At 55.4% G+C, this 19258-nt stretch carries 19 protein-coding genes and 1 riboswitch (1 of these 20 cut by a window edge); of the genes, 8 read left to right on the forward strand and 11 right to left on the reverse strand.

Annotation, left to right across the window (positions count from 1 at the left end; all coding sequences use genetic code 11):
• Positions 1-739, reverse strand: partial view of a methionine adenosyltransferase gene (metK, locus tag QVO51_RS06815; RefSeq protein ID WP_022357772.1) — the 5' portion only. It extends 455 nt beyond the left edge of the window; only the first 739 of its 1194 coding nucleotides appear in the window; it begins with the start codon at positions 737-739; its stop codon lies off the left edge, out of view.
• A 66-nt stretch (positions 740-805) separates the two neighbouring features.
• Positions 806-911: riboswitch (SAM riboswitch) on the reverse strand.
• A 58-nt stretch (positions 912-969) separates the two neighbouring features.
• On the opposite strand from metK, the gene spoIID reads away from it, so the two are divergent.
• On the forward strand, positions 970-1986 hold the full coding sequence (gene spoIID, locus QVO51_RS06820) for a stage II sporulation protein D (protein ID WP_022357773.1): 1017 nt from the start codon (positions 970-972) through the stop codon (positions 1984-1986).
• Positions 1987-2024: 38 nt separating this feature from the next.
• On the opposite strand, the gene QVO51_RS06825 is transcribed toward spoIID, so the two are convergent.
• The 8 genes from QVO51_RS06825 to QVO51_RS06860 form a co-directional block, all read right to left on the reverse strand.
• Entirely contained in the window at positions 2025-3164 is a 1140-nt protein-coding gene (locus tag QVO51_RS06825; RefSeq protein ID WP_022357774.1) for a glycoside hydrolase family 5 protein, read from the reverse strand.
• An 18-nt stretch (positions 3165-3182) separates the two neighbouring features.
• Positions 3183-5705 (reverse strand): AMP-binding protein, encoded by a 2523-nt coding sequence (locus QVO51_RS06830; RefSeq protein WP_022357775.1) that lies wholly within the window; start codon positions 5703-5705, stop codon positions 3183-3185.
• A gap of 15 nt (positions 5706-5720) precedes the next feature.
• Entirely contained in the window at positions 5721-7385 is a 1665-nt protein-coding gene (locus tag QVO51_RS06835; RefSeq protein WP_022357776.1) for an AMP-binding protein, read from the reverse strand.
• 30 nt (positions 7386-7415) lie between these two features.
• Entirely contained in the window at positions 7416-7964 is a 549-nt protein-coding gene (locus QVO51_RS06840) for an XRE family transcriptional regulator (protein ID WP_022357777.1), read from the reverse strand.
• A gap of 330 nt (positions 7965-8294) precedes the next feature.
• The gene (locus tag QVO51_RS06845) at positions 8295-9272 is read right to left on the reverse strand and encodes a DnaD domain protein (protein ID WP_022357778.1); all 978 of its coding nucleotides are present in this window, start codon (positions 9270-9272) and stop codon (positions 8295-8297) included.
• A 9-nt stretch (positions 9273-9281) separates the two neighbouring features.
• Entirely contained in the window at positions 9282-9947 is a 666-nt protein-coding gene (gene tsaB / locus QVO51_RS06850) for a tRNA (adenosine(37)-N6)-threonylcarbamoyltransferase complex dimerization subunit type 1 TsaB (protein WP_022357779.1), read from the reverse strand.
• Positions 9928-10380, reverse strand: a complete 453-nt coding sequence (tsaE, locus tag QVO51_RS06855; RefSeq protein WP_015558352.1) for a tRNA (adenosine(37)-N6)-threonylcarbamoyltransferase complex ATPase subunit type 1 TsaE — start codon at positions 10378-10380, stop codon at positions 9928-9930. Before tsaE ends, tsaB begins: the two co-directional genes overlap by 20 nt.
• Positions 10380-12059: a formate--tetrahydrofolate ligase gene (locus tag QVO51_RS06860; protein ID WP_022357780.1), complete on the reverse strand. Its 1680-nt coding sequence runs from the start codon at positions 12057-12059 to the stop codon at positions 10380-10382. The genes tsaE and QVO51_RS06860 overlap by 1 nt, the downstream gene beginning before the upstream one ends.
• Before the next feature lie 171 nt (positions 12060-12230).
• On the opposite strand from QVO51_RS06860, the gene QVO51_RS06865 reads away from it, so the two are divergent.
• Both QVO51_RS06865 and QVO51_RS06870 read left to right on the forward strand, forming a co-directional pair.
• Positions 12231-12788, forward strand: a complete 558-nt coding sequence (locus QVO51_RS06865) for a DUF5662 family protein (protein WP_022357781.1) — start codon at positions 12231-12233, stop codon at positions 12786-12788.
• A 155-nt stretch (positions 12789-12943) separates the two neighbouring features.
• Complete coding sequence (locus tag QVO51_RS06870; protein WP_022357782.1) at positions 12944-13780, forward strand: ATP-binding protein; 837 nt, start codon at positions 12944-12946, stop codon at positions 13778-13780.
• Between the two features lie 74 nt (positions 13781-13854).
• Here QVO51_RS06870 and QVO51_RS06875 read toward each other — a convergent pair whose 3' ends face one another.
• Complete coding sequence (locus tag QVO51_RS06875; RefSeq protein ID WP_022357783.1) at positions 13855-14658, reverse strand: sugar transferase; 804 nt, start codon at positions 14656-14658, stop codon at positions 13855-13857.
• Positions 14659-15077: 419 nt separating this feature from the next.
• Between QVO51_RS06875 and QVO51_RS06880 the strand changes: the two genes are divergently transcribed.
• Positions 15078-15527, forward strand: coding sequence for a VanZ family protein (locus tag QVO51_RS06880; protein ID WP_276746249.1), 450 nt, complete (start codon positions 15078-15080; stop codon positions 15525-15527).
• On the opposite strand, the gene QVO51_RS06885 is transcribed toward QVO51_RS06880, so the two are convergent.
• On the reverse strand, positions 15509-16624 hold the full coding sequence (locus QVO51_RS06885) for a bifunctional chorismate mutase/prephenate dehydratase (RefSeq protein ID WP_022357785.1): 1116 nt from the start codon (positions 16622-16624) through the stop codon (positions 15509-15511). The genes QVO51_RS06880 and QVO51_RS06885 overlap by 19 nt on opposite strands.
• A gap of 318 nt (positions 16625-16942) precedes the next feature.
• Between QVO51_RS06885 and ruvC the strand changes: the two genes are divergently transcribed.
• The 4 genes from ruvC to QVO51_RS06905 form a co-directional block, all read left to right on the forward strand.
• Positions 16943-17449: a crossover junction endodeoxyribonuclease RuvC gene (gene ruvC, locus QVO51_RS06890; protein WP_015558359.1), complete on the forward strand. Its 507-nt coding sequence runs from the start codon at positions 16943-16945 to the stop codon at positions 17447-17449.
• Between the two features lie 56 nt (positions 17450-17505).
• A complete protein-coding gene (ruvA, locus tag QVO51_RS06895) occupies positions 17506-18111 on the forward strand; it encodes a Holliday junction branch migration protein RuvA (RefSeq protein WP_022357786.1) in 606 nt (201 codons plus the stop codon).
• Between the two features lie 106 nt (positions 18112-18217).
• On the forward strand, positions 18218-18940 hold the full coding sequence (locus tag QVO51_RS06900) for an enhanced serine sensitivity protein SseB C-terminal domain-containing protein (protein WP_022357787.1): 723 nt from the start codon (positions 18218-18220) through the stop codon (positions 18938-18940).
• Between the two features lie 69 nt (positions 18941-19009).
• The coding region (locus tag QVO51_RS06905) for an AAA family ATPase (protein ID WP_288167976.1) at positions 19010-19258 on the forward strand (249 nt) is incomplete at its 3' end.

The raw sequence follows: 19258 nt of genomic DNA on the forward strand, positions 1-19258 counted from the left end.
TGTCCCCCTGGGGGCCGCCGATGACGAACCGACCAGTGGGATTGATGTAGAACTTGGTGTCAGCGTCCATCAGTTCCGCCGGGATTACCGGCTTGATTACGTATTCCAGAATATCCTCCCGGATCTGTTCCAGTGGGATCTCCGGGGCATGCTGGGAAGAAACCACAATGGCATCCAGCCGAGCCGGTTTGCCGTCATCGTATTCCACGGTCACCTGGGTCTTGCCGTCCGGCCGCAGATACCGGAGGGTGCCGTCTTTCCGGACAGCGGTCAGCTGCATGGCAAGCCGATGGGCCAGGGAAATGGGCATGGGCATCAGCTCCTTGGTTTCGTTGCAGGCGTAGCCAAACATAATCCCCTGGTCGCCGGCACCGTTTCCCGCGTCTGCATCCTCACCCTCCTTGGACTCCAGCGCCTCGTTGACACCCATGGCAATGTCGCAGGACTGCTCATCCATGGATGTGAGAATGGAGCAGGTATGACCGTCAAAGCCGTACTTTGCCCGGTCGTAGCCAATGTCTACGATCACCTCCCGGGCGATTCGGGGGATGTCAATGTCCGCCTTGGTGCTGATCTCGCCCATGCACAAGACCATACCGGTGGTGCAGCAGGTTTCACAAGCCACTCTGCCCTCCGGATCCTGTTCCAGGATCGCATCCAGAATGGCATCGGAGATCTGGTCACAGATCTTGTCCGGATGTCCCTCAGTGACAGATTCGGACGTAAAAAATTTTTTCATGTTTGCATTCCTCCATACAATAAAAAGAGCGCTCAATATGAGCGCTTGTGAGTTCTGTATTCACAAACCTCATCTCTCGGATGCTGTGCATCCGCAGGAATTAGCACCTTTCTCGAAAACGAGCGGTTGCCGGGCGTCACAGGACCAGTTCCTCAGCCTCTCTTGATAAGGGTATAGATTTATTATAGCACAGGATTCGACATCTGTCAAGTAGAAAGGAAGGGTCATTCATGCGTATTCTTACGATCGTTGCTGCTTTTGCAGCCTGCTTCACGCTGCTGCCTGCCGCTGTGCTGCTGACGGGCAGGGGAGCGTCGGCGGAATCCGCCCCCAGGCAGCCGGATTCCTCTGAAGTATCCGGCACCGAGCCCATACAGTCCTCAGTTTCTCTGGAGGATTACAGGGTGCTGGATATTACCACCGGCTCCGTGGAAGCCGTGTCCGTCCGGGACTATGTGATCGGCGCTGTATGCGCTGAAATGCCTGCCACCTTTGAGCCGGAGGCGCTGAAGGCCCAGGCGGTTGCCGCCCATACCTATGCGGAACGGCAGCGCAGGAGTGAGGCGCAGTCCCCAACGGCAGAACTATCCGGGGCGGATTTCTCCAATGACAGCCGTCACTACCAGGCGTTCTATACCCTGGATCAGATCAAGGGTTTTTACGGAGACAGCTTTGATGTGTACTACCCCAAGGTGGAGGCGGCGGTGGATGCGGTACTGGAGGAGATCCTTTGCTATCAGGATGCCCCCATCATTGCGGCGTTCCACTCCCTTTCCACCGGGGTCACGGAGGATGCCGCCCAGGTCTGGGGCAGCGCCGTACCCTATCTGGTGCCGGTGGACAGTCCGGCGGATTGTGATGCGCCCAAGTACCGGGAGGAGGTGACGCTGACGGCGGATGTGGTAAAGGAAAAGCTGCTGACGGCGGTGCCGGAGCTGAAATTGTCCGACCAGCCCGGGGATTGGTTCGGCGAAGCGAAACGGACGGATTCCGGTACAGTCTGCACCATGCAGGTGGGGGATCAGTCCCTGGGAGGGCAGACCCTTCGTGGGGCATTCGGTCTGCGTTCGGCGGCATTTACCCTGTCCCTGGAGGGGGACAGCTTTACCTTTGTGACCAAGGGCTATGGGCACTGCGTGGGGATGAGTCAGTACGGCGCCAACGCCATGGCGGCGGAGGGCAGTAGCTATGCGGACATCCTTGCCCATTACTATCCGGGCACGGAGCTGAAAGATTGCCGGGCATAAAAAAAGCAGACGATGCAATATCGTCTGCTTTGCCTGTTTTATTTGTTTTCCAGACCCTTCATCAAAGCGTCTACGATCTCTGGATACTCCCACTTCATAGCGGCACGGTTGTACAAGCCGAATGCCTCCCCGGAATTGAAGGCGTTGTTGTCCCACCAGATGCAGGGGATGCCCACCTTGGATGCTGCGGAGGTGTAGGCGGTTGCCCACTCACAGCGATCCTGCGTATTGTACTTGTTCCGGGCACCGAACTCGCCGATGATGACGGCGTGTCCCTTTTGCAGGAAGTATTGGTTCAGCGTCTGCATCAGGGTTTCGATCTGAGCAGCGTCCCCGACCGGGTCATAATCAAAGGTGCCCTTGGCGTTCAGGGCGAAATTATAGGGGGTATATGCATGGATGGAAACAATGATCTTATCATCCTCCGGAATCACAAATTCGCTGAGTACATCCGTTGTGGTTGCAGCCGCATAAGTGGGGATCATGACGCAGCGCTTGGGATTGTTGCCGCCGCTGTTCCGGATGGTATCCACAAAGGCAGCGTTTAGCTGGTTGATCACATCCCGTGCCTCCGGGTTGCCGCCGCTCCATTCGCTGGGGGTATCCACCATGCGAGGTTCGTTCATGCCCTCAAAGATCAGATGCTCGTCATAGCCCTCAAACCGGGCAGCAATCTGCTTCCAGATGGCAACCAGTTCCGCCTTGGCAGGCTCCAGATTGTCATAGGAGGGGAAGTGCCAGTCCTCGTGGTGCAGGTTGATGATACAGTACAGGTCGTTGTTGATGACGTAATTCACAACCTCCTGCACCCGGTTGAGCCACTCCTCGTTGATCTTGTAATCCGGTGCGTCTCCCAGATGCCCTGTCCAGGTTACGGGAACCCGGATCACATTAAAGCCCTTTTCCTTTACCGCCTTGATCATATCCTCGGTGGTCTTGGGATTGCCCCAGCTGGTCTCTGCGCTGAGGGGGTCATCCTTGGTACCGCCGGTGGCATCCAGGGTGTTGCCCAGACTCCAGCCGATCTTCAGCTCCTGTACCAACTGGGTGCCGGTCAGATCCCGCATTTCCTTGATCTTATTTTCTTCTTCCTTCTTGCCGCAGCCTGCCAGCAGACTCATGCCCATGACGCCGGTCAGGCACAGAGCCGCCAGCTTTTTTAGATGTGATTTGATCATATTTCCCCCTTATTTTCTTTACGCAGTGACAATCTTGCTTGCCTGCTGCAAATTCAGCTTTTCTACCGCTGCTTCACGCATCTTGTACTTGAGGATCTTGCCGGCTGCATTCATAGGGAACTCGGTAACGAAGTCCACATACCGGGGTACCTTGTGCTTTGCCATATGATCCAGTACATACTGCTTGATCTCTTCCTCGCTGCTGGTTTCCCCGTCATTGAGGATGATGCATGCCATGATTTCCTCGCCGTACTGCTTGTCCGGCACGCCGATTACCTGTACATCCTTTACCTTCGGATGGGTGTAGAGAAAGTCCTCGATCTCCTTGGGGTAAATATTCTCGCCGCCCCGGATGATCATATCCTTGATTCTGCCGGTGATCTTGTAGTAGCCCTTCTTGGTACGCCGTGCCAGGTCGCCGGTGTGGAGCCAGCCGTTTTCATCGATGGCGGCAGCAGTTGCCTCCGGCATCTTGTAGTAGCCCTTCATGATATTGTAGCCCCGGGCAACGAATTCGCCGTCCACCTCGTCCGGAAGATCCTCGTTGGTTTCCGGATCCACGATCTTGCACTCTACGCCGAAGATGGGGCCGCCCACGGTGTTGACACGATCCTCAATGGAGTCGGTGGTCTTACTCATGGTAGTTGCCGGGGAAGCCTCGGTCTGCCCGTAGGTAATGCAGATCTCGTCCATGTGCATCTTCTCGATCACATCCTGCATGGTCTTGATGGGGCAGGGGGAACCTGCCATAATGCCGGTACGCATGTGGGAGAAGTCGGTCTTTTCAAAGTCCGGATGCCCCAGCATAGCGATGAACATGGTGGGCACTCCGTGGAATGCGGTGATCTTCTCCTTGTTGATGCAGGCAAGTCCCTTTCTGGGTGAGAATGCGGTGATGGGAGACATGGTGGTGCCGTGGGTGACGGATGCGGTCATTGCCAGAACCATGCCGAAGCAGTGGAACATGGGCACCTGGATCATCATCCGGTCTGCGGTGGACAGATCCATGCAGTCGCCGATGGCCTTACCATTGTTGACCACGTTGTAGTGGGTCAGCATAACGCCCTTGGGGAAGCCGGTGGTACCGGAGGTGTACTGCATGTTGCACACATCGTTCTTGTCGATGGTGCGGCGGCGCGCCTCTACCTCGCTGTAGGGAACCTGCTCTGCCAGCTTGATTGCCTCATCCCAGGTGTAGCAGCCCGGCTGCCTGGAGTCGGTGGTAATGATATTCTTCAGGAAGGGGAACTTCTTGGATTCCAGCTTGCCCGGTTCACAGGTTGCAAGCTCCGGACAGAGCTCCTTCATGATGCCCACGTAGTCAGAATCCTTGTAGCCGTCGATCATGACCAGGGTGTGGGTATCGGACTGCCGCAGCAGATATTCTGCCTCGTGAATCTTATATGCGGTATTGACGGTAACCAGTACTGCGCCGATCTTGGTGGTTGCCCAGAAGGTAATGTACCATGCAGGCACGTTGGTTGCCCAGATGGCAACGTGATCCCCCTTGCGCACGCCCATGGCGATCAAAGCCCGGGCAAAGGTGTCCACATCACTGCGGAATTCCGGATAGGTTCTGGTGTAATCCAGCTCCGTGTAGCGGAACGCATACTGGGTGGGGAATTCCTCACACACACGGTCCAGCACATCCGGGAAGGTGTAGTCAATGAGCCGCTCCTTGGGCCAGATATACTTGCCGGTTTTCCGGCTGTTGTCCTGGAGCGGGTGCTTATGCTTTCTGCGAAAGGGACGCATAAATTCTGCATACTGGGGGAATACCACGCCGGCATCCAGCAGATTGGGCATCCACAGCTTGACCCATTCCAGGGATACATAGCCGGTGTACTGGATGGACTGGAGGGCTTCGATCATCTTCTGGATGGGCAGATCGCCTTCGCCCATCATCTTGTAGACCACCTTGCCGTTTTCCATCACGCTGTCCTTGATGTGGACGTACTTGATCAGTTCTCCAAGGTTTGCAACTGTCTGCTCCGGGGATTCACCGGCAAACCGATAGGGGTGATGCATATCCCACAAAGCAGCGATCTTGTGGCTGTTTACGCTGTCCAGCAGTGCTCTGAGCCGGTGGGTATCGCTGTAAACACCGTTGGTTTCCACCAACAGGGTCACATCATACTGCGCTGCAATGGGCGCCAGCTTCTTGAGTTGCTCTGCTACATAGGAATCATCCACTTCTCCGTTGGGTGCAGCCTCCAGATCCGCCAGAACCCGGATATAGGGGGCGTTGATCTGCTGCGCCAGCTTGCAGTATTCGGTCAGTTCCGCAATGGTTTCTGCTTCCTTTTCCTTGAACTTCAGGCAGCAGCCGGAGGAAAGGCAGGGGATCTCAATGTTCAGTGCCTTCAGCTTTGCCATGGTCTTGGGGCGGTTTGCCTCAGTAAAGGGCATTGCCTTGTAAGCGGCAAAGTCATCGCCCATGCCCCGGATCTCGATGCCGTCAAAGCCAAGATCCTTTGCCATGGAGTAAATATCCACCCAGGAATAATCCGGACAGGCGATTGTTGAAAAACTGATCTTCATAACGAAAGTCTCTCCTTATTTTTGATGATCCTTCTGACGGATCTGGGCACGCTTGATCTTGCCGCCCAGGGTCTTGGGGAGTTCATCTACATATTCAATGATACGGGGGTATTTGTAGGGGGCTGTTACATGCTTTACATGGTTCTGCAGCTCCTTGGTCAGCTCCTGGCTGGCAGTATAGCCCTTTGCCAGGACGATGGTTGCCTTTACTACCTGTCCACGGATGGGATCCGGTGCGGCAGTGATGGCGCATTCTACAACAGCCGGATGCTCGATCAGCGCACTTTCAACCTCAAAGGGTCCGATCCGGTAGCCGGAGCACTTGATGACATCATCGTTTCTGCCAACGAACCAGTAGTAGCCGTTGGAATCACGCCAAGCCATGTCGCCGGTGTTGTAATTCTTGCCGCCCAGAACCTTTTCTGTCAGCTCCGGGTTCTTGTAATAGCCGGTGAACAGACCTACCGGGAAGGATTTGTCGATATCACAGATGGAAATGGTGCCTTCCTCGCCGTCGTCACACAGGTTACCTTCACTGTCCAGCAGCTGAATGTTGAACAGGGGGGAGGGCTTGCCGGTGGAGCCGGGCTTGGGGTCGATCCACTTGAAGTTTGCAATCAGAACCGGGCCTTCTGTCTGCCCGAAGCCTTCCCGCATCTTCAGACCGGTCAGATCGTAGATCTTGCGGAATACCTCCGGATTCAGAGGCTCTCCGGCATTGCAGAAGTTTTCAATGCTGGACAGGTCAAACTTGGACATATCCTCCTGTAGCATGAACCGGTACATGGTGGGCGGTGCGCAGAAGGTGGTGATCCGGTACTTGCTGATCTTCTCCAGCAGCTTCAGGGGGATGAACTTGTCCATATCGTAGCAGAAGATGACTGCACCGCAGATCCACTGACCGTAGATCTTGCCCCAGCCGAACTTTGCCCAGCCGGAGTCGGATACGCTCATATGCAGCTTGTTTTCCTGCACCTGCTGCCAGTACTTCGCGGTGATGATGTGTCCCAGAGGGTGTGCAAAGTTGTGGCGAACCATCTTGGGCATGCCGGTGGTGCCGGAGGTGAAGTATACCAGCATGATATCATCCCAGCGGGTGGCAGCCTCCCCGGTGGGGCGCTCAAAGGTATCCGGGAACTTGGCAATTTCCTCCTCCAGGTATGCCCAGCCTTCCCGCTTTTCTGCTACCATGATCTTATACTGGAGGGTGTCAATCTGGGGGAATGCTGCATTGACCTGGTTCATTACAAAGTCATCGTTGACGCAGATGATTGCCTTGACGCCGGCAGCATTGCCCCGGTATACAATGTCCTTGGTGGTCAACTGCAGGGTGCCCGGGATCAGCGTTGCGCCGATCTTGTGCAGGGCAACCGCACAGATCCAGTACTCCCAGCGGCGGCGCAGGATCATCATCACCACATCGCCCTTTTGGATGCCCAGGCTTACAAAGTAGTTTGCCGCCTGGTTGGACAGCTTCTTGATATCGGTAAAGGTGAAGCGGCGTTCCTCATCGTGGTCATTGCACCAAACCAGTGCCAGCTTGTCCGGCTCCTGCTTTGCCCATTCATCTACGATGTCAAAGCCGAAGTTGAAGTTCTCCGGAACGTTGATCTTGAAATTTTCCTTAAAATCCTCATAGGAATCGAAGTCGATCCGCGGTAGGTATCGGTCTAGCAGCATATTATAATTACTTCCTCTCTTATATGTGGGTTATTCAGCGATCACGGTCAAAAATCTTGCCTTGGAGTCGCCCACGCAACGCTGACCGTGGGGGTAGGTGGGGTTAAAGTAGATGGAGTCGCCCTCGTTCAGGATGATCTCCTTGTCTTCAAACACAACGGCAACACTGCCCTTGAGCACCAGATTGAACTCCTGACCCGCATGGGTTACCAGGGAAGCAGGCGCATCGGTCGGATCCAGTGTAACCAGCAGGGGCTGCATGATCTTGTCGGTATAACGGAACGCCAGATCCTTGTAGCGGTAGCCTTCATACCGGCTGAAGCTCATGCCATGCCCCCGGCGGACGACGTGATATGTATCCAGTCTTGCAGGAGAACCTGTGACCAGCTCTGTAAAATCGACCTTAAACATTTTGGAAATTTCGTAAATGGTGCTGATGGGGAAATTGCCTTCTGTTTCGTAGCCGATGTAGGTTTCTTCAGAAATGCCCAGCTCCTTTGCCAGCTGTGCGGTGGAATAGTCGCAAACCTCCCGTAGCTCCCGGATGCGGTTTGCGATTTCACTGATTTCGCTTTGCATAGTAGTTCCTCCTTTTTGATGTCCCTTATGCGGGCAAATAAAAAAACGGTTAAAAGCATACGCCTTTAACCGTTATTGACCATTCTATCAGAACAGGGCGCAATTCCAGCGGAACAGCGCAGCTCCGATCATGCACATAACAGAGGGCGCACAGTATTCTTCAGACGCACGACTGCTAGGTTCACGACGAAAAACTGTGCCATGGTGGTTCCTCCTCCTGTAAAATTATGAGCATGTTTTTATTATACGAGCATGTGCCGGATTTGTCAAGAGCTTTTTGTGTTTTTATCACTTTTCACAGGAAAACAGGGAAAAAAGCCTGCATCCTTGTCAAAAGTTATTCATCAGCTGTTTGTAATCCTCCAGGGAATAGGAGTGCGTATCGGTGTCCGGGCTGCTGCTCCGCTTTGCCCGGGCGGCATCCACCGCCTCCCGGCTGGTCAGCCCCTCGTTCTCCCAGGTGGCAAGAATTTTGTCGATGTAGGAGAAATTCAGCTTGTCAATGGATTCCACGCAGAGCTCGTAGGCGTAGGTGATCATCTCCAGCTTATAGCCCTTACGCTGCCACTGGTCGATGAATGCCTGCTGCTTGGTGGTGGGGCGGCGCTGCATTTCAAACGCCCGCATGATATCCGCAGTAAAGGTGCGCTGCGCCGTCAGTGCCTGTACCTCCTGCTGGGCACGCTGGAAGGTGAGAATATCCCGCTCCTGCCAGCTGACTGCAACGGTTTCAATGTAGCGTACATGGGGCTTCTCGATGGAAATGCAGTACCCGATCAGCATCAGGATCACATCCGGCCCAAGTCCCAGATAGTCTCGCATCCACAGCAGGGAGCGCTGCTCCGTGGGAGTCAGCATCCGGTGAAACTGCTGCTCCGCCATGTCGAACAGGCTCTTGATCTCCCTGGATTCCTGGATCCGGGCAGCAAGCTCTGAGGGGGTGGGCAGGAAGCCGGCGCTGGAGCGCTGGGCAAAGGGCTTGGGCACCTCCGTAGCAGGCTGGGGTGTGGGGGCTGCCGGTGCCGGAGCAGGCGCATTTTGCCGGACTGGCTCCTGGGGCTGTGCCGTGCCGGATCGCTCCAGAATATTGGCCTGCTCCCAGAACAAAAAAGCATCTTCCACCTGTTCCCTGGAGATGGAGAGTGCCTCCCCGATGGCTTCATCGGTCAGGGCTTCGTTGCCGTGTCGCAGCAGGTACAGCAGTACCCGGAGGGCGTCCGGAGATGCAAGCTTTAAAAAGTGATCTGCAACCGCATTGGGAACCGGGAACATCTGGTTCCATGCGCCGCAGTGAAGCTGAAAATCCATGATAGGCTCCTATTCGTGTTTGAGCTTTTCTGCCTGGGTAGCCTGTAGGTACCGGGCACACAGGGCGTCTGCATCCACCGGCTGGGCATGCCGGGCGGCAAGGGCGATTCCGGCTGCGGACTGGAGCAGCAGATGGGGAGGAGCCTGGATCAGCCCAGGTTCTGCTTCCAGCAGCATGACTGCACCGTCTCCGCATACAGTTACCGGTTGGGGCAGGGTGCGGAGCTGTTCCAGCAGCTGTTCCTGGGGTAGGATGGCATCCTCCGTCAGCCGGGTGATCTCCCTGCCGTCCGAGGAAAAAATGCCGCAGTAGTGAAGCTGCTGCCGGGCGTGAATGGCGCAGCAGAGGGTGCCCCGGGTGCCAAGCAGATTGTACGCCATGCCCTCCAGGGTGGAGATGCCGGCGCAGGGCTTGCCCAGGGCAAACGCCATGCCCTTGACGGCGGAGATGCCGATTCGCAGACCTGTGTAGGAGCCGGGGCCGTCCGCAACCGCAAACAAGTCGATCTCCTCCAGGGTCACCCCTGCATTGTCCAGCAGCTGCCGGCAAAGGGGTAGCATGACCTGGGAATGGGTGCGCAGGGTGTACAGGGACACCTGTGCCCGCAGGGTGCTGTCCTCCAGCAGGGCTGCGGAGGCGGTATGTCCCGATGTGTCAATCGCCAGGATCAGCAAAGCGGTCATCTCCTTCTATGGTAATGATACGGGTGTCCCCCGCTCCGTAGGCAATGCCGATCCGCAGACACTGCTCCGGCAGGGCGTAGGGGATGTTTTCCGACCACTCGATGGCAAACACCGAGTCAGACAGGGGGTAATCATAAAAGCCGGTGGATTCCAGTGCCTCCGGCAGGGTGATCCGGTACATGTCAAAATGGTACAGGGGTGTGGTGCCTGGCTTTCCCAGGTATTCGTTCACCAGGGCAAAGGTGGGGGAATGCACCTCGTCCGGCAGTCCCATGCCCCGGGCGATGCCCCGGGTAAAGGTGGTTTTTCCGGCACCCAGCTCTCCGGTATAGGCGATCACGTCCCCCTTACGCAGCAGCCTGCCGATGGCTTCCGCAAGGGCGATGGTTTCCTCCGGGCTGTGGGTGATAATCTGCCGCATCATCAGAACAGTCCGGTGATGCAGCCGTTGTTGTCGCAGTCGATGCGCAGAGCGGCAGGCTCCTTGGGCAGACCCGGCATGGTCATAATATCTCCGGTGAGGGCAACCACGAACCCGGCGCCGGAGGACAGCCGCAGATCCCGGACGGTAATGCTGAAATGTTTGGGCTTGCCCAGCAGTGCGGGATTGTCGGACAGGGAGTACTGGGTCTTGGCGATGCAGACCGGAATATTTCCAAAGCCCAGCCCTTCGATCTCCTTGATGGCCTTTTCTGCCTGTGCCGTATACACCACATCATCCGCCCGGTAGATCTCGGTGGCAATGATACGGATCTTTTCCTTGATGGGCAGCATTTCATCGTACAGGGGACGGAATTCGCTCTCTGCCTCGCTGCACATGTCGATGGTCTCGCAGACCCGCTTTGCAAGCTCCAGTCCGCCTTCGCCGCCCTTGGCAAAGACCTCACACAGAGCGCAGTCTACGCCCATCTTCTTGCAGAAATTCTGCATCAGAGCGATCTCCTCCTCCGTGTCAGAGTAGAACCGATTGATGGCAACCACCACCGGCAGGTGGAACTTATGCATGTTCTCAATGTGGGTCTGTAAATTGACCATGCCCTTTTCCAGTGCCCACAGGTTCTCCTTGGTGAGATCCTCCTTCTTGACGCCTCCGTTGTATTTCATGGCACGAATGGTGGCAACCAGCACCACGCAGGCAGGCTTCAGTTTGCCGAACCGGCACTTGATGTCAAAGAATTTCTCCGCACCCAGATCGGAGCCAAAGCCTGCCTCTGTCACGCAGTAATCCCCCAGCTTCAGCGCCAGCTTGGTGGCACGCAGGGAGTTGCAGCCGTGGGCGATGTTGGCAAAGGGACCGCCGTGAATGAATGCGGGGGTCTGCTCCAGGGTCTGTACCAGATTGGGCTTCAGTGCATCCTTCAGCAGGGCGGTCATGGCTCCCTGGGCACCCAGATCCCGGGCAAAGACCGGCTCGTTTCTGGTGTTGTATGCCACCAGGATATTGCCGATGCGCTCCTTGAGATCCGCCAGGTCGGATGCCAGGCAAAGAATCGCCATGATCTCCGATGCAACCGTAATCTGGAAGCTATCCTCCCGGGGTACGCCGTTTGTCTTGCCCCCCATGCCGACCACCGTATACCGGAGCGCCCGGTCATTCATATCCATACAGCGCTTGAACAGGATCCGCCGCTGGTCAATCTGCAGCTGGTTGCCCTGCTGCATGTGGTTGTCGATCATGGCGCACAGCAGGTTGTTTGCCGCCGTGATGGCGTGCATGTCACCGGTGAAGTGCAGGTTGATGTCCTCCATAGGAAGTACCTGGGAGTAACCGCCGCCGGCTGCGCCGCCCTTGATGCCGAATACAGGACCCAGGGAAGGCTCACGCAGCGCCAGCATGGTTTTCTTCCCCAATCGGGTCATCGCCTGTGCCAGACCTACGCTGACCGTGGTCTTGCCCTCTCCGGCAGGGGTGGGGTTGACTGCCGTCACCAGAATCAGCTTCCCGTTCGGCTTCCGTTCCAGCTTTTTGAACAGGGCTTCGGAAAGCTTTGCCTTGTATTTTCCGTAATACTCCAGGTCATCCTCCTGGATTTCTATCTTCTCTGCGATGTTGCGAATGGGCAGCAGCTCCGCCTGCTGTGCAATCTCAATATCCGTCAGCATATGTACACGCCTCCACTCTCTGTATTTGCTGCATTGCAGCAGATACACTTATTATAGCATTTCCCGGCGGAAAATGCAACACATGCTTTGTGGGGGATGCCTTGCATTTTTCCGCTCCATCCGATATAATAGAAACAGAACGAGTTCGAGAACGGAAACGGAGGGGGATTCATGCATCCCTGGAAGCATTTTTGTACCATTACCCGGCACCGGCATCAGGTAATCCGGCATTGCCAGAAAGCGGGTATTCTCTGGCAGGGGCTGCGGCATGACCTGTCCAAGTATACTCCCACGGAATTCATTCCCGGCGCCCGGTATTATATCGGCACCCGGAGCCCCAACGAGGGGGAGCGGCAGGACAAGGGCTACTCCCTTGCCTGGATGCACCACAAGGGGCGGAACCGCCATCATTTCGAGTACTGGACGGACTATGTGCCTCCGACCCGGAAGATGCAGCCGGTGCCCATGCCCGCCCGGTATGTGGCGGAAATGTTCTGTGACCGGGTGGCAGCCAGCAAGATCTATCTGGGGGAGCAGTATTCCAACGATGCGCCCCTGGCATATTTTCTCCGGGGAAAGCCCGGCAGAATGATCCATCCGGATACCTCTGACCAGTTGGAGCGGCTGCTGACCATTCTGGCACAGGAAGGGGAGGGTGCCGCCTTTGCAGCAGTGCGGCAGATGGTGAAGAAAGCAAAGCAAGGAAAGGAGCCGGGACGGCATGAATAAATACGAACAGTTTCAGGAGGCTATGCGTACCATCCAGGCACGGCGCATGGCGGCAAACGCCCTGGCGGAGGCACGCACCAGGGAAGTGAACGAACGCTTCCCCCAGATCCGGGAGATCAACAGCCGTCTGTCGGATACGGCAATGGAGCTGTTTCATGTGCTGCAGGCTGGGGGGGATACCCAGGANNNGGGGGGATACCCAGGAGCGGATCGAGCAGATCCGCCGCCGGAATCTGGAAGGGCAGCGGATCGTCCGGCAGATGCTCCTTGCCAACGGCTTGCCAGAGGATTATCTGGAGCTGCACTATACCTGCCCCAAATGCGATGACACGGGCTATGCCAACGGGAGCTACTGTGACTGTCTGAAGCGGGAGCTGGGCAGACTTGCTATTGAGGAGATGAACCGGCATGCCCAGGTGAAGCTGTGCAGCTTCGACAGCTTTTCTCTGGAGTATTACCGGAACGATCCGGCATGCTACGAGACCATGCGCCGGATCCTTGCCTTCTGCAAGCGGTATGCAGCCCAGTTTGATTCCCATGCCCCCAGTCTGCTGCTGTCCGGCAACACGGGGCTTGGCAAGACCCATCTGTCCCTTGCCATTGCCAGCGAGGTGATGCAGAAGGGGTATGGGGTGCTGTACGATTCGGTCATCAACCTGCTGCGCCGGGTGGAGCGGGAGCATTTCGGCAGAGGCGAGGCAGGGGCGGATACCCTGGAGATTCTGCTGACCTGTGATCTGCTGATCCTGGACGATCTGGGTGCAGAATTTGACAGCAGCTTTTATGTGTCCACTGTGTACAACATCATCAACACTCGGCTCAACTGCGGCCTGCCCACCATCATCAGCACCAATCTGACTCATGAGCAGGTGCAGCGCCGGTATGAGGACCGGATCGTGTCCCGGCTCTTTGCCACCTATACGGGGCTGCATTTTGTGGGAACGGATGTGCGGCTGCAAAAGGCAAAGAAAGCTGCCCAGCAGAATGTATGATGCCATATAAAAAAATACATGGAAACCGCCGCTGTACAGATAATACAGCGGCGGTTTGTTTGTATATTCTGTTGTTATCTTGCGCCCTTACGCTTGAGTACCACAGCAATGGTGGAGAAAAACAACTTGCAGTCCAGACCAAGGCTTCTGGTACGGATGTATCGCACGTCGGATTCCACCCATTCGTCAAATGCCATATCGCTTCTGCCCTCGCACTGACAAATGCAGGACAGACCGCCCTTGACCATCAGACGCTCCATCTGGGCAGGGGTATACAGCACCACTTCCCGGGGAAGGGGCGGACGGGGACCGATCAGGGACATATCTCCCTTAAGCACATTGAACAGCTGAGGCAGCTCATCAATGGAGGTTTTGCGGATAAAACCACCGATCCGGGTGATTCGGGGATCGTGCTTGCTTTTAAAAGCAATGCCGTCACATTCGTTTTCCTTCTGGACTTCTTCAAAGCGCTTTTCAGCGTCCATGCACATGGAGCGGAATTTGTACATGCGGAAAGGCGTTCCGTTTTCCGTCAGTCGAACCTGGGAAAATATCGGGTTTCCCTTATCCTCTATGTAGATAATAGCGGCAACGATCAGTCCCGGGATCAAAAGGAACAGAATGCCCAGTGCGGAAAGTACAACGTCAAGAATCCGCTTGACTGCCCGGTATGCAGCGGATCCTGCTGGCTTCAGCGTACTGTGCTTCAGCGTTTCCTGAATGCCTGTGCAAAGCAGATTCAATGCATTTTCGTCAAACTCCAAGATGGGGTACTGGGTGATCCCCTCCTGATTGGTTTGCAATGCCTCTATGGTAACTTCGGTGATCATATTTTCTGTCATACTGGTCTGTTCCAGACCGGTACTGTTCGTTATCATGTACTCGCCCCCAAATATAGCATCGAGTTCCCTTTTAAAATTGGGTTGCTCATTATGTATAGTATATCAAAATATATATCTGTTTATTTTGATTTACATATGCAGACCAAAGCAGTATATGCCGAATGTTTGTCCGTTGTTCAAAAGCGAATGCGGACGATGCGCTGCGTCCGCATAAATAATCATGTGTCTATTATAACGTATTTCGGTGGGAAAGTCAAATAAATACGCTTGAATTAACATGGCTCTCTGAAAATTCGTCATATTGTACGATATCTTACGTTGCTTGTATTACACAATTCACACTGCCCTTTTATATCCTATCAAGAAAGCAGGTTTGTCAGTAGAAAGTGTTGTCGATTTTTTTGACAACACTCTGACGGATATGCTATAATGAAAGTCAGGTGGTGAGTATGGAAATGAAATGTAAAAAACCAACGGTGCTGTATGGACTGATCGTTCTGACGATATGCTTTATCTGGGGCAATTCCCTGATGCCAGCTTCTGTTTCCGGTGCCATCAGCGGCAAGGCGGCGGAGCTGCTGTCCCATATCATTTCCCTGCCTGTAAGCCCGGAAGGGAACGCCTCCGACGGGGTGCTGCGCAAGCTTGCCCACGGCACGGAATTTTGCATACTGGGCATAGAACTGGCAGCATTGCTGCATCAAGCATGGAAACAGCATTGGGAGCGGCTTATCCTGTGCGGTGTGGGGACGGCGCTGCTGGACGAAACCATCCAGCTGTTTGTTGCCGGAAGATCCGGTATGATCAAGGACGTATGGATTGATCTTGGGGGCTATACAGTGGGTGCGGCGATATGTCTGCTGCTGTGTACCCGGCTGCATGGGACTCACCCCAGGGTCAGATGATTGCCCAGAAAACGGAATTCGCTCAGGGAGCCGGCCAGGTCAGCCAGCAGCGCATTTACCCTGGGGTCCAGTACATTGCCGCTGAAGTCCAGATAGAATCGCACATCAAAGCTGCCGTCCGCCACCGGGCGGCTTTCCAGTTTTTGCAGATCCAGCCCGTTTGCCGCAAATTTATTCAGCATCCGGGACAGACTTCCCGCCCGGTTTGGCAGCTCCGCAATGATGGAGATGGTATCTGCCTGTTCCGGGATCAGGCATTCCTTTGAAAAGCAGATGAACTTGGTCACGTTTTCCCTGGCGTCCGCAATGTCCGGGCGCAGGATCCTCAGTCCGTACTGCTCTGCGCACCGGGGGCTGCATACAGCTGCATAGGGCAAGGGGGACTGGGCGACAAACCGGGCTGCCGTTGCGGTATTGCTGTAGGACAACTGCTCCAGTCCGCTTTCCCGGAGAAAGCCGCTGCATTGCTGCAAGGCCTGGGGATGGGAGCAGACGGTGGTCAGCTTTGCCGGATCCATGTCCTTCCGGATCGCCAGACAGTGCCGGATCTCCAGATTTACCGTGGCAGCAATGTAGCCCACCTGTTGGTGCAGCAGCTCATAGGTGGGAATCACCGTGCCGGTGGTGGTGTTCTGGATGGGCAGGATGCCAAAGTCGATCTCTCCGGAGCCAACTGCTTTGCATACATCCCCGAAGGTGGCGTAGAACTTTGCCTCGGCTCCCGGAAACAGCATCCGCAGGGCGGTCTCGGAATTGGAGCCACGGGTGCCCTGACAGCCTGCCCGGGTACAGGACAGCGTCTTGACCTGCTGAAAAGGAGGCATCCAGGAGGCATCCGCCAGTACCTGCTGCTGGTAGCATTTGCTAATGTCCATAATGGCGGCAAACAGCGCCGCAGCGCTCTGGGACATATCCGGCGGTGCCATATCCCGGATCCGTTGGATGACCTGATCCTCCCGATCCTTCTGAAAAACGGGCATATGGTTTTCTTTCTTGTAAACTCCCACCTGTCTGCAAATGGTCATGCGCTGTGCAAAGGCGCTGAGAATGGTTTCATCCAGCTGGTTGATCTGGGCACGCAGTGCTTGTAAGTCCATAAGGGAGCCTCCCGTTTTTTTCTGATTCTATGCCATTATACCGGATTTCAGAGAAAAAATCAAGGCGCAGCCTGCAAAGCCTTTATGACCGCAGGACAGCCGCTTTTTCGTCAGATTGCATAGAAATCGCCGGGGAATGCAAGGGCATTGCCGGAAATCTTTGTGTGATATGACAGAAACTCTTCCAAAAATCGGAGTACACGGTGGCAGAGACGCTTTGCGGGAGGCGGCAATATGAGAAAAAGTCAGTCCAGCCCTTGAAATACTGTGCGGAAGTATGCTATAATAAATAGTACTATCGTGTGAAGGGTGTGCATTATGCGAATCATCGGCATCGACCCGGGTTATGCCATTGTAGGCTTTGGCGTGCTGGACTACCGGGGCGTGGAATTTACCACTCTGGAATACGGGGCGATTCTGACGGAGGCGCATACGGACTTTCCCCAGCGCCTGGGGAATATTTACGAGGATATGTGCTTTATTCTGGAGCGATTCAAGCCGGATGCCCTTGCCATCGAGCAGCTGTTTTTCTACTCCAACAAGACCACCGGCATCGACGTGGCACAGGCAAGAGGGGTGATCCTGCTTGCTGCCGTGCAGCATGGAGTGCCGATTGCCGAGTATACGCCCTCTCAGGTCAAGCAGGCAGTGGTGGGTTACGGTAAGGCAGAAAAACGGCAGGTTATGGAGATGACCCGGCGGATCCTGCACCTGGAGCAAATTCCTAAGCCGGATGATGCTGCGGATGCACTGGCGCTTGCCATCTGTCACGGTCATTGCAGCCGGGGTGCTCGTTCTCTGACCCAACGCACGGGAAGAATTTAGGGCAACACTGCACAAAGCTTGTGCGGGGCTGCGTTTCATAGGGAGGTGGCACAAGGGTGCTGTACAGCCTGCGAGGCAAATTGATTCACAAAGAACCGGGGCTTGTGGTGATTGAATGCGGGGGCGTTGGCTATGCCTGCCGCACCACCTATGCCGCATCCGGCGGAATCGGCGAAACCGGCAGGGAAGTGTTCCTGTATACATATTTATATGTCCGGGACGAGAATATCGAGCTGTTTGGCTTTTCCGATCAGCAGGAGCTGCGCTGCTTTCAGCTGCTCATCAGCATCTCCGGGGTGGGGCCCAAGGCGGCACTGTCCATTCTTTCGGATCTGGAGCCGACCCGGTTTATGCTGACGGTTGCCGCCGGGGACAGCAAGGTGCTGACGAAGGTCAAGGGCATCGGAGCGAAAACCGCCCAGCGCATCGTGCTGGAACTGAAGGATAAGATCAGCAAGGAGCCGCTGCCCCAGCCGGACGGCAGCTACGAGCCGGTATCCCGGACTGCACAGGGCAGCGTTGCAGAAGCCCTGTCCGCATTGCTGGTGCTGGGGTATACCCAGGGCGAGGTGATGCCCATTCTGGCAACGCTGGACGATCAGCTGCCGGCAGCAGAACTGATCAAGCAAACCCTGCGCACCATCGGCAACAGAAAAAAATAAGGCAATACCGCATAGCGCTTATGCAGTGTATGTGCATTGTGCAGTATTGCCTGAAGCGGCACCGCATGCCGCCTTGGATATTACATGAAGGGAAGGAAAGTTTTCTATGAATCTTGACGAATTGCTGCGGGAGGCCATTGCTCACCCGGAAAAGCGATCCCTGTTCCTGCAGACCCTGATTAAAAGCGATGTGTATGTCATCTGCAAAAATCCGGTGAAGCCCAATCCGGACGGAAGCGTACAGATGGAACTGATCACCACCACCAATCCGGATGGGGATGTGTTCATTCCCTTTTTCACCAGCTTCCGCTCTCTCCAGGTCTTTGCGAAGCGGTATGTGAACTGCTACAAGCTCAACTGTCTGCGGCTGTTTGATCTGATCCAGTCTGCTTCCGCCGTACTGAACCCCAATTCCTACGGCAAGGAATTCTCTCCCCAGGAGATCCAGAGCATTCTGATGATCGCACATAACCTGAACATTCCTGCCATCTCCATGAAAGAGGAGGAAACCATCCAGTACCGGAAGCTGTCCCGTCAGGTACCCTATCTGACCAAGGCTGCATCAAAATATCTGTCCAAGCAGCCCAATGTGGACGCTGCATATATTCTGGAAATGGTGCGGGGCTGTGAAAAGCCCCAGATCCTGTTTGTATTCGATATGATCGGCAGCACCCGGAAGCTGTTCTACCCCCTGTCCAAATATCTGGCAGAGGTGGTGCATCCCGGGGACAGCCTGTGCTTTCTGAGCATGGAGCAGGAGGCTGCGAAAAAGGCGGTTCAGGGCATCGAGCCCTTCTATGTCCGCAAAAAGCGGTTCTTTGAGCGCTGATTGCCATACCCGGCACAGCTGTTGGAGGTTCATGTGATAGATACTGGTGAAATGGAGTTTGAGAGCCGGATGACCGCTCCGGAGTTTACCCCTCCGGATGTGGAACTGGAGTTCTCCCTCCGCCCGAAAACACTCAATGAATATATCGGTCAGGATAAGGTCAAGGAAAACCTGGCGGTTTATATTGAAGCAGCACGCCGCAGAGGGGAGCCTCTGGATCATGTGCTGCTGTATGGTCCCCCCGGTCTGGGCAAAACTACCCTTGCAGGCATCATTGCCCAGGAGATGGGTGTCAACCTGCGGATCACCTCCGGCCCT

This window comes from Ruminococcus sp. CAG:379 (assembly GCF_000434255.1).
Classification (GTDB): Bacteria; Bacillota; Clostridia; order Oscillospirales; family Ruminococcaceae; genus Ruminococcus_F; species Ruminococcus_F champanellensis.

Bases quoted from the DNA above. Each gene is read 5' to 3' on its own strand.
- QVO51_RS06880 (WP_276746249.1), top strand. From the start codon at position 15,078: ATGAAATGTAAAAAACCAACGGTGCTGTATGGACTGATCGTTCTGACG.
- QVO51_RS06825 (WP_022357774.1), bottom strand. From the start codon at position 3,164: ATGATCAAATCACATCTAAAAAAGCTGGCGGCTCTGTGCCTGACCGGC.
- QVO51_RS06845 (WP_022357778.1), bottom strand. From the start codon at position 9,272: ATGGATTTTCAGCTTCACTGCGGCGCATGGAACCAGATGTTCCCGGTT.
- QVO51_RS06830 (WP_022357775.1), bottom strand. From the start codon at position 5,705: ATGAAGATCAGTTTTTCAACAATCGCCTGTCCGGATTATTCCTGGGTG.
- QVO51_RS06865 (WP_022357781.1), top strand. From the start codon at position 12,231: ATGCATCCCTGGAAGCATTTTTGTACCATTACCCGGCACCGGCATCAG.
- ruvC (WP_015558359.1), top strand. From the start codon at position 16,943: ATGCGAATCATCGGCATCGACCCGGGTTATGCCATTGTAGGCTTTGGC.
- QVO51_RS06900 (WP_022357787.1), top strand. From the start codon at position 18,218: ATGAATCTTGACGAATTGCTGCGGGAGGCCATTGCTCACCCGGAAAAG.
- QVO51_RS06840 (WP_022357777.1), bottom strand. From the start codon at position 7,964: ATGCAAAGCGAAATCAGTGAAATCGCAAACCGCATCCGGGAGCTACGG.
- QVO51_RS06860 (WP_022357780.1), bottom strand. From the start codon at position 12,059: ATGCTGACGGATATTGAGATTGCACAGCAGGCGGAGCTGCTGCCCATT.
- QVO51_RS06885 (WP_022357785.1), bottom strand. From the start codon at position 16,624: ATGGACTTACAAGCACTGCGTGCCCAGATCAACCAGCTGGATGAAACC.
- QVO51_RS06875 (WP_022357783.1), bottom strand. From the start codon at position 14,658: ATGATAACGAACAGTACCGGTCTGGAACAGACCAGTATGACAGAAAAT.
- spoIID (WP_022357773.1), top strand. From the start codon at position 970: ATGCGTATTCTTACGATCGTTGCTGCTTTTGCAGCCTGCTTCACGCTG.
- tsaE (WP_015558352.1), bottom strand. From the start codon at position 10,380: ATGATGCGGCAGATTATCACCCACAGCCCGGAGGAAACCATCGCCCTT.
- QVO51_RS06835 (WP_022357776.1), bottom strand. From the start codon at position 7,385: ATGCTGCTAGACCGATACCTACCGCGGATCGACTTCGATTCCTATGAG.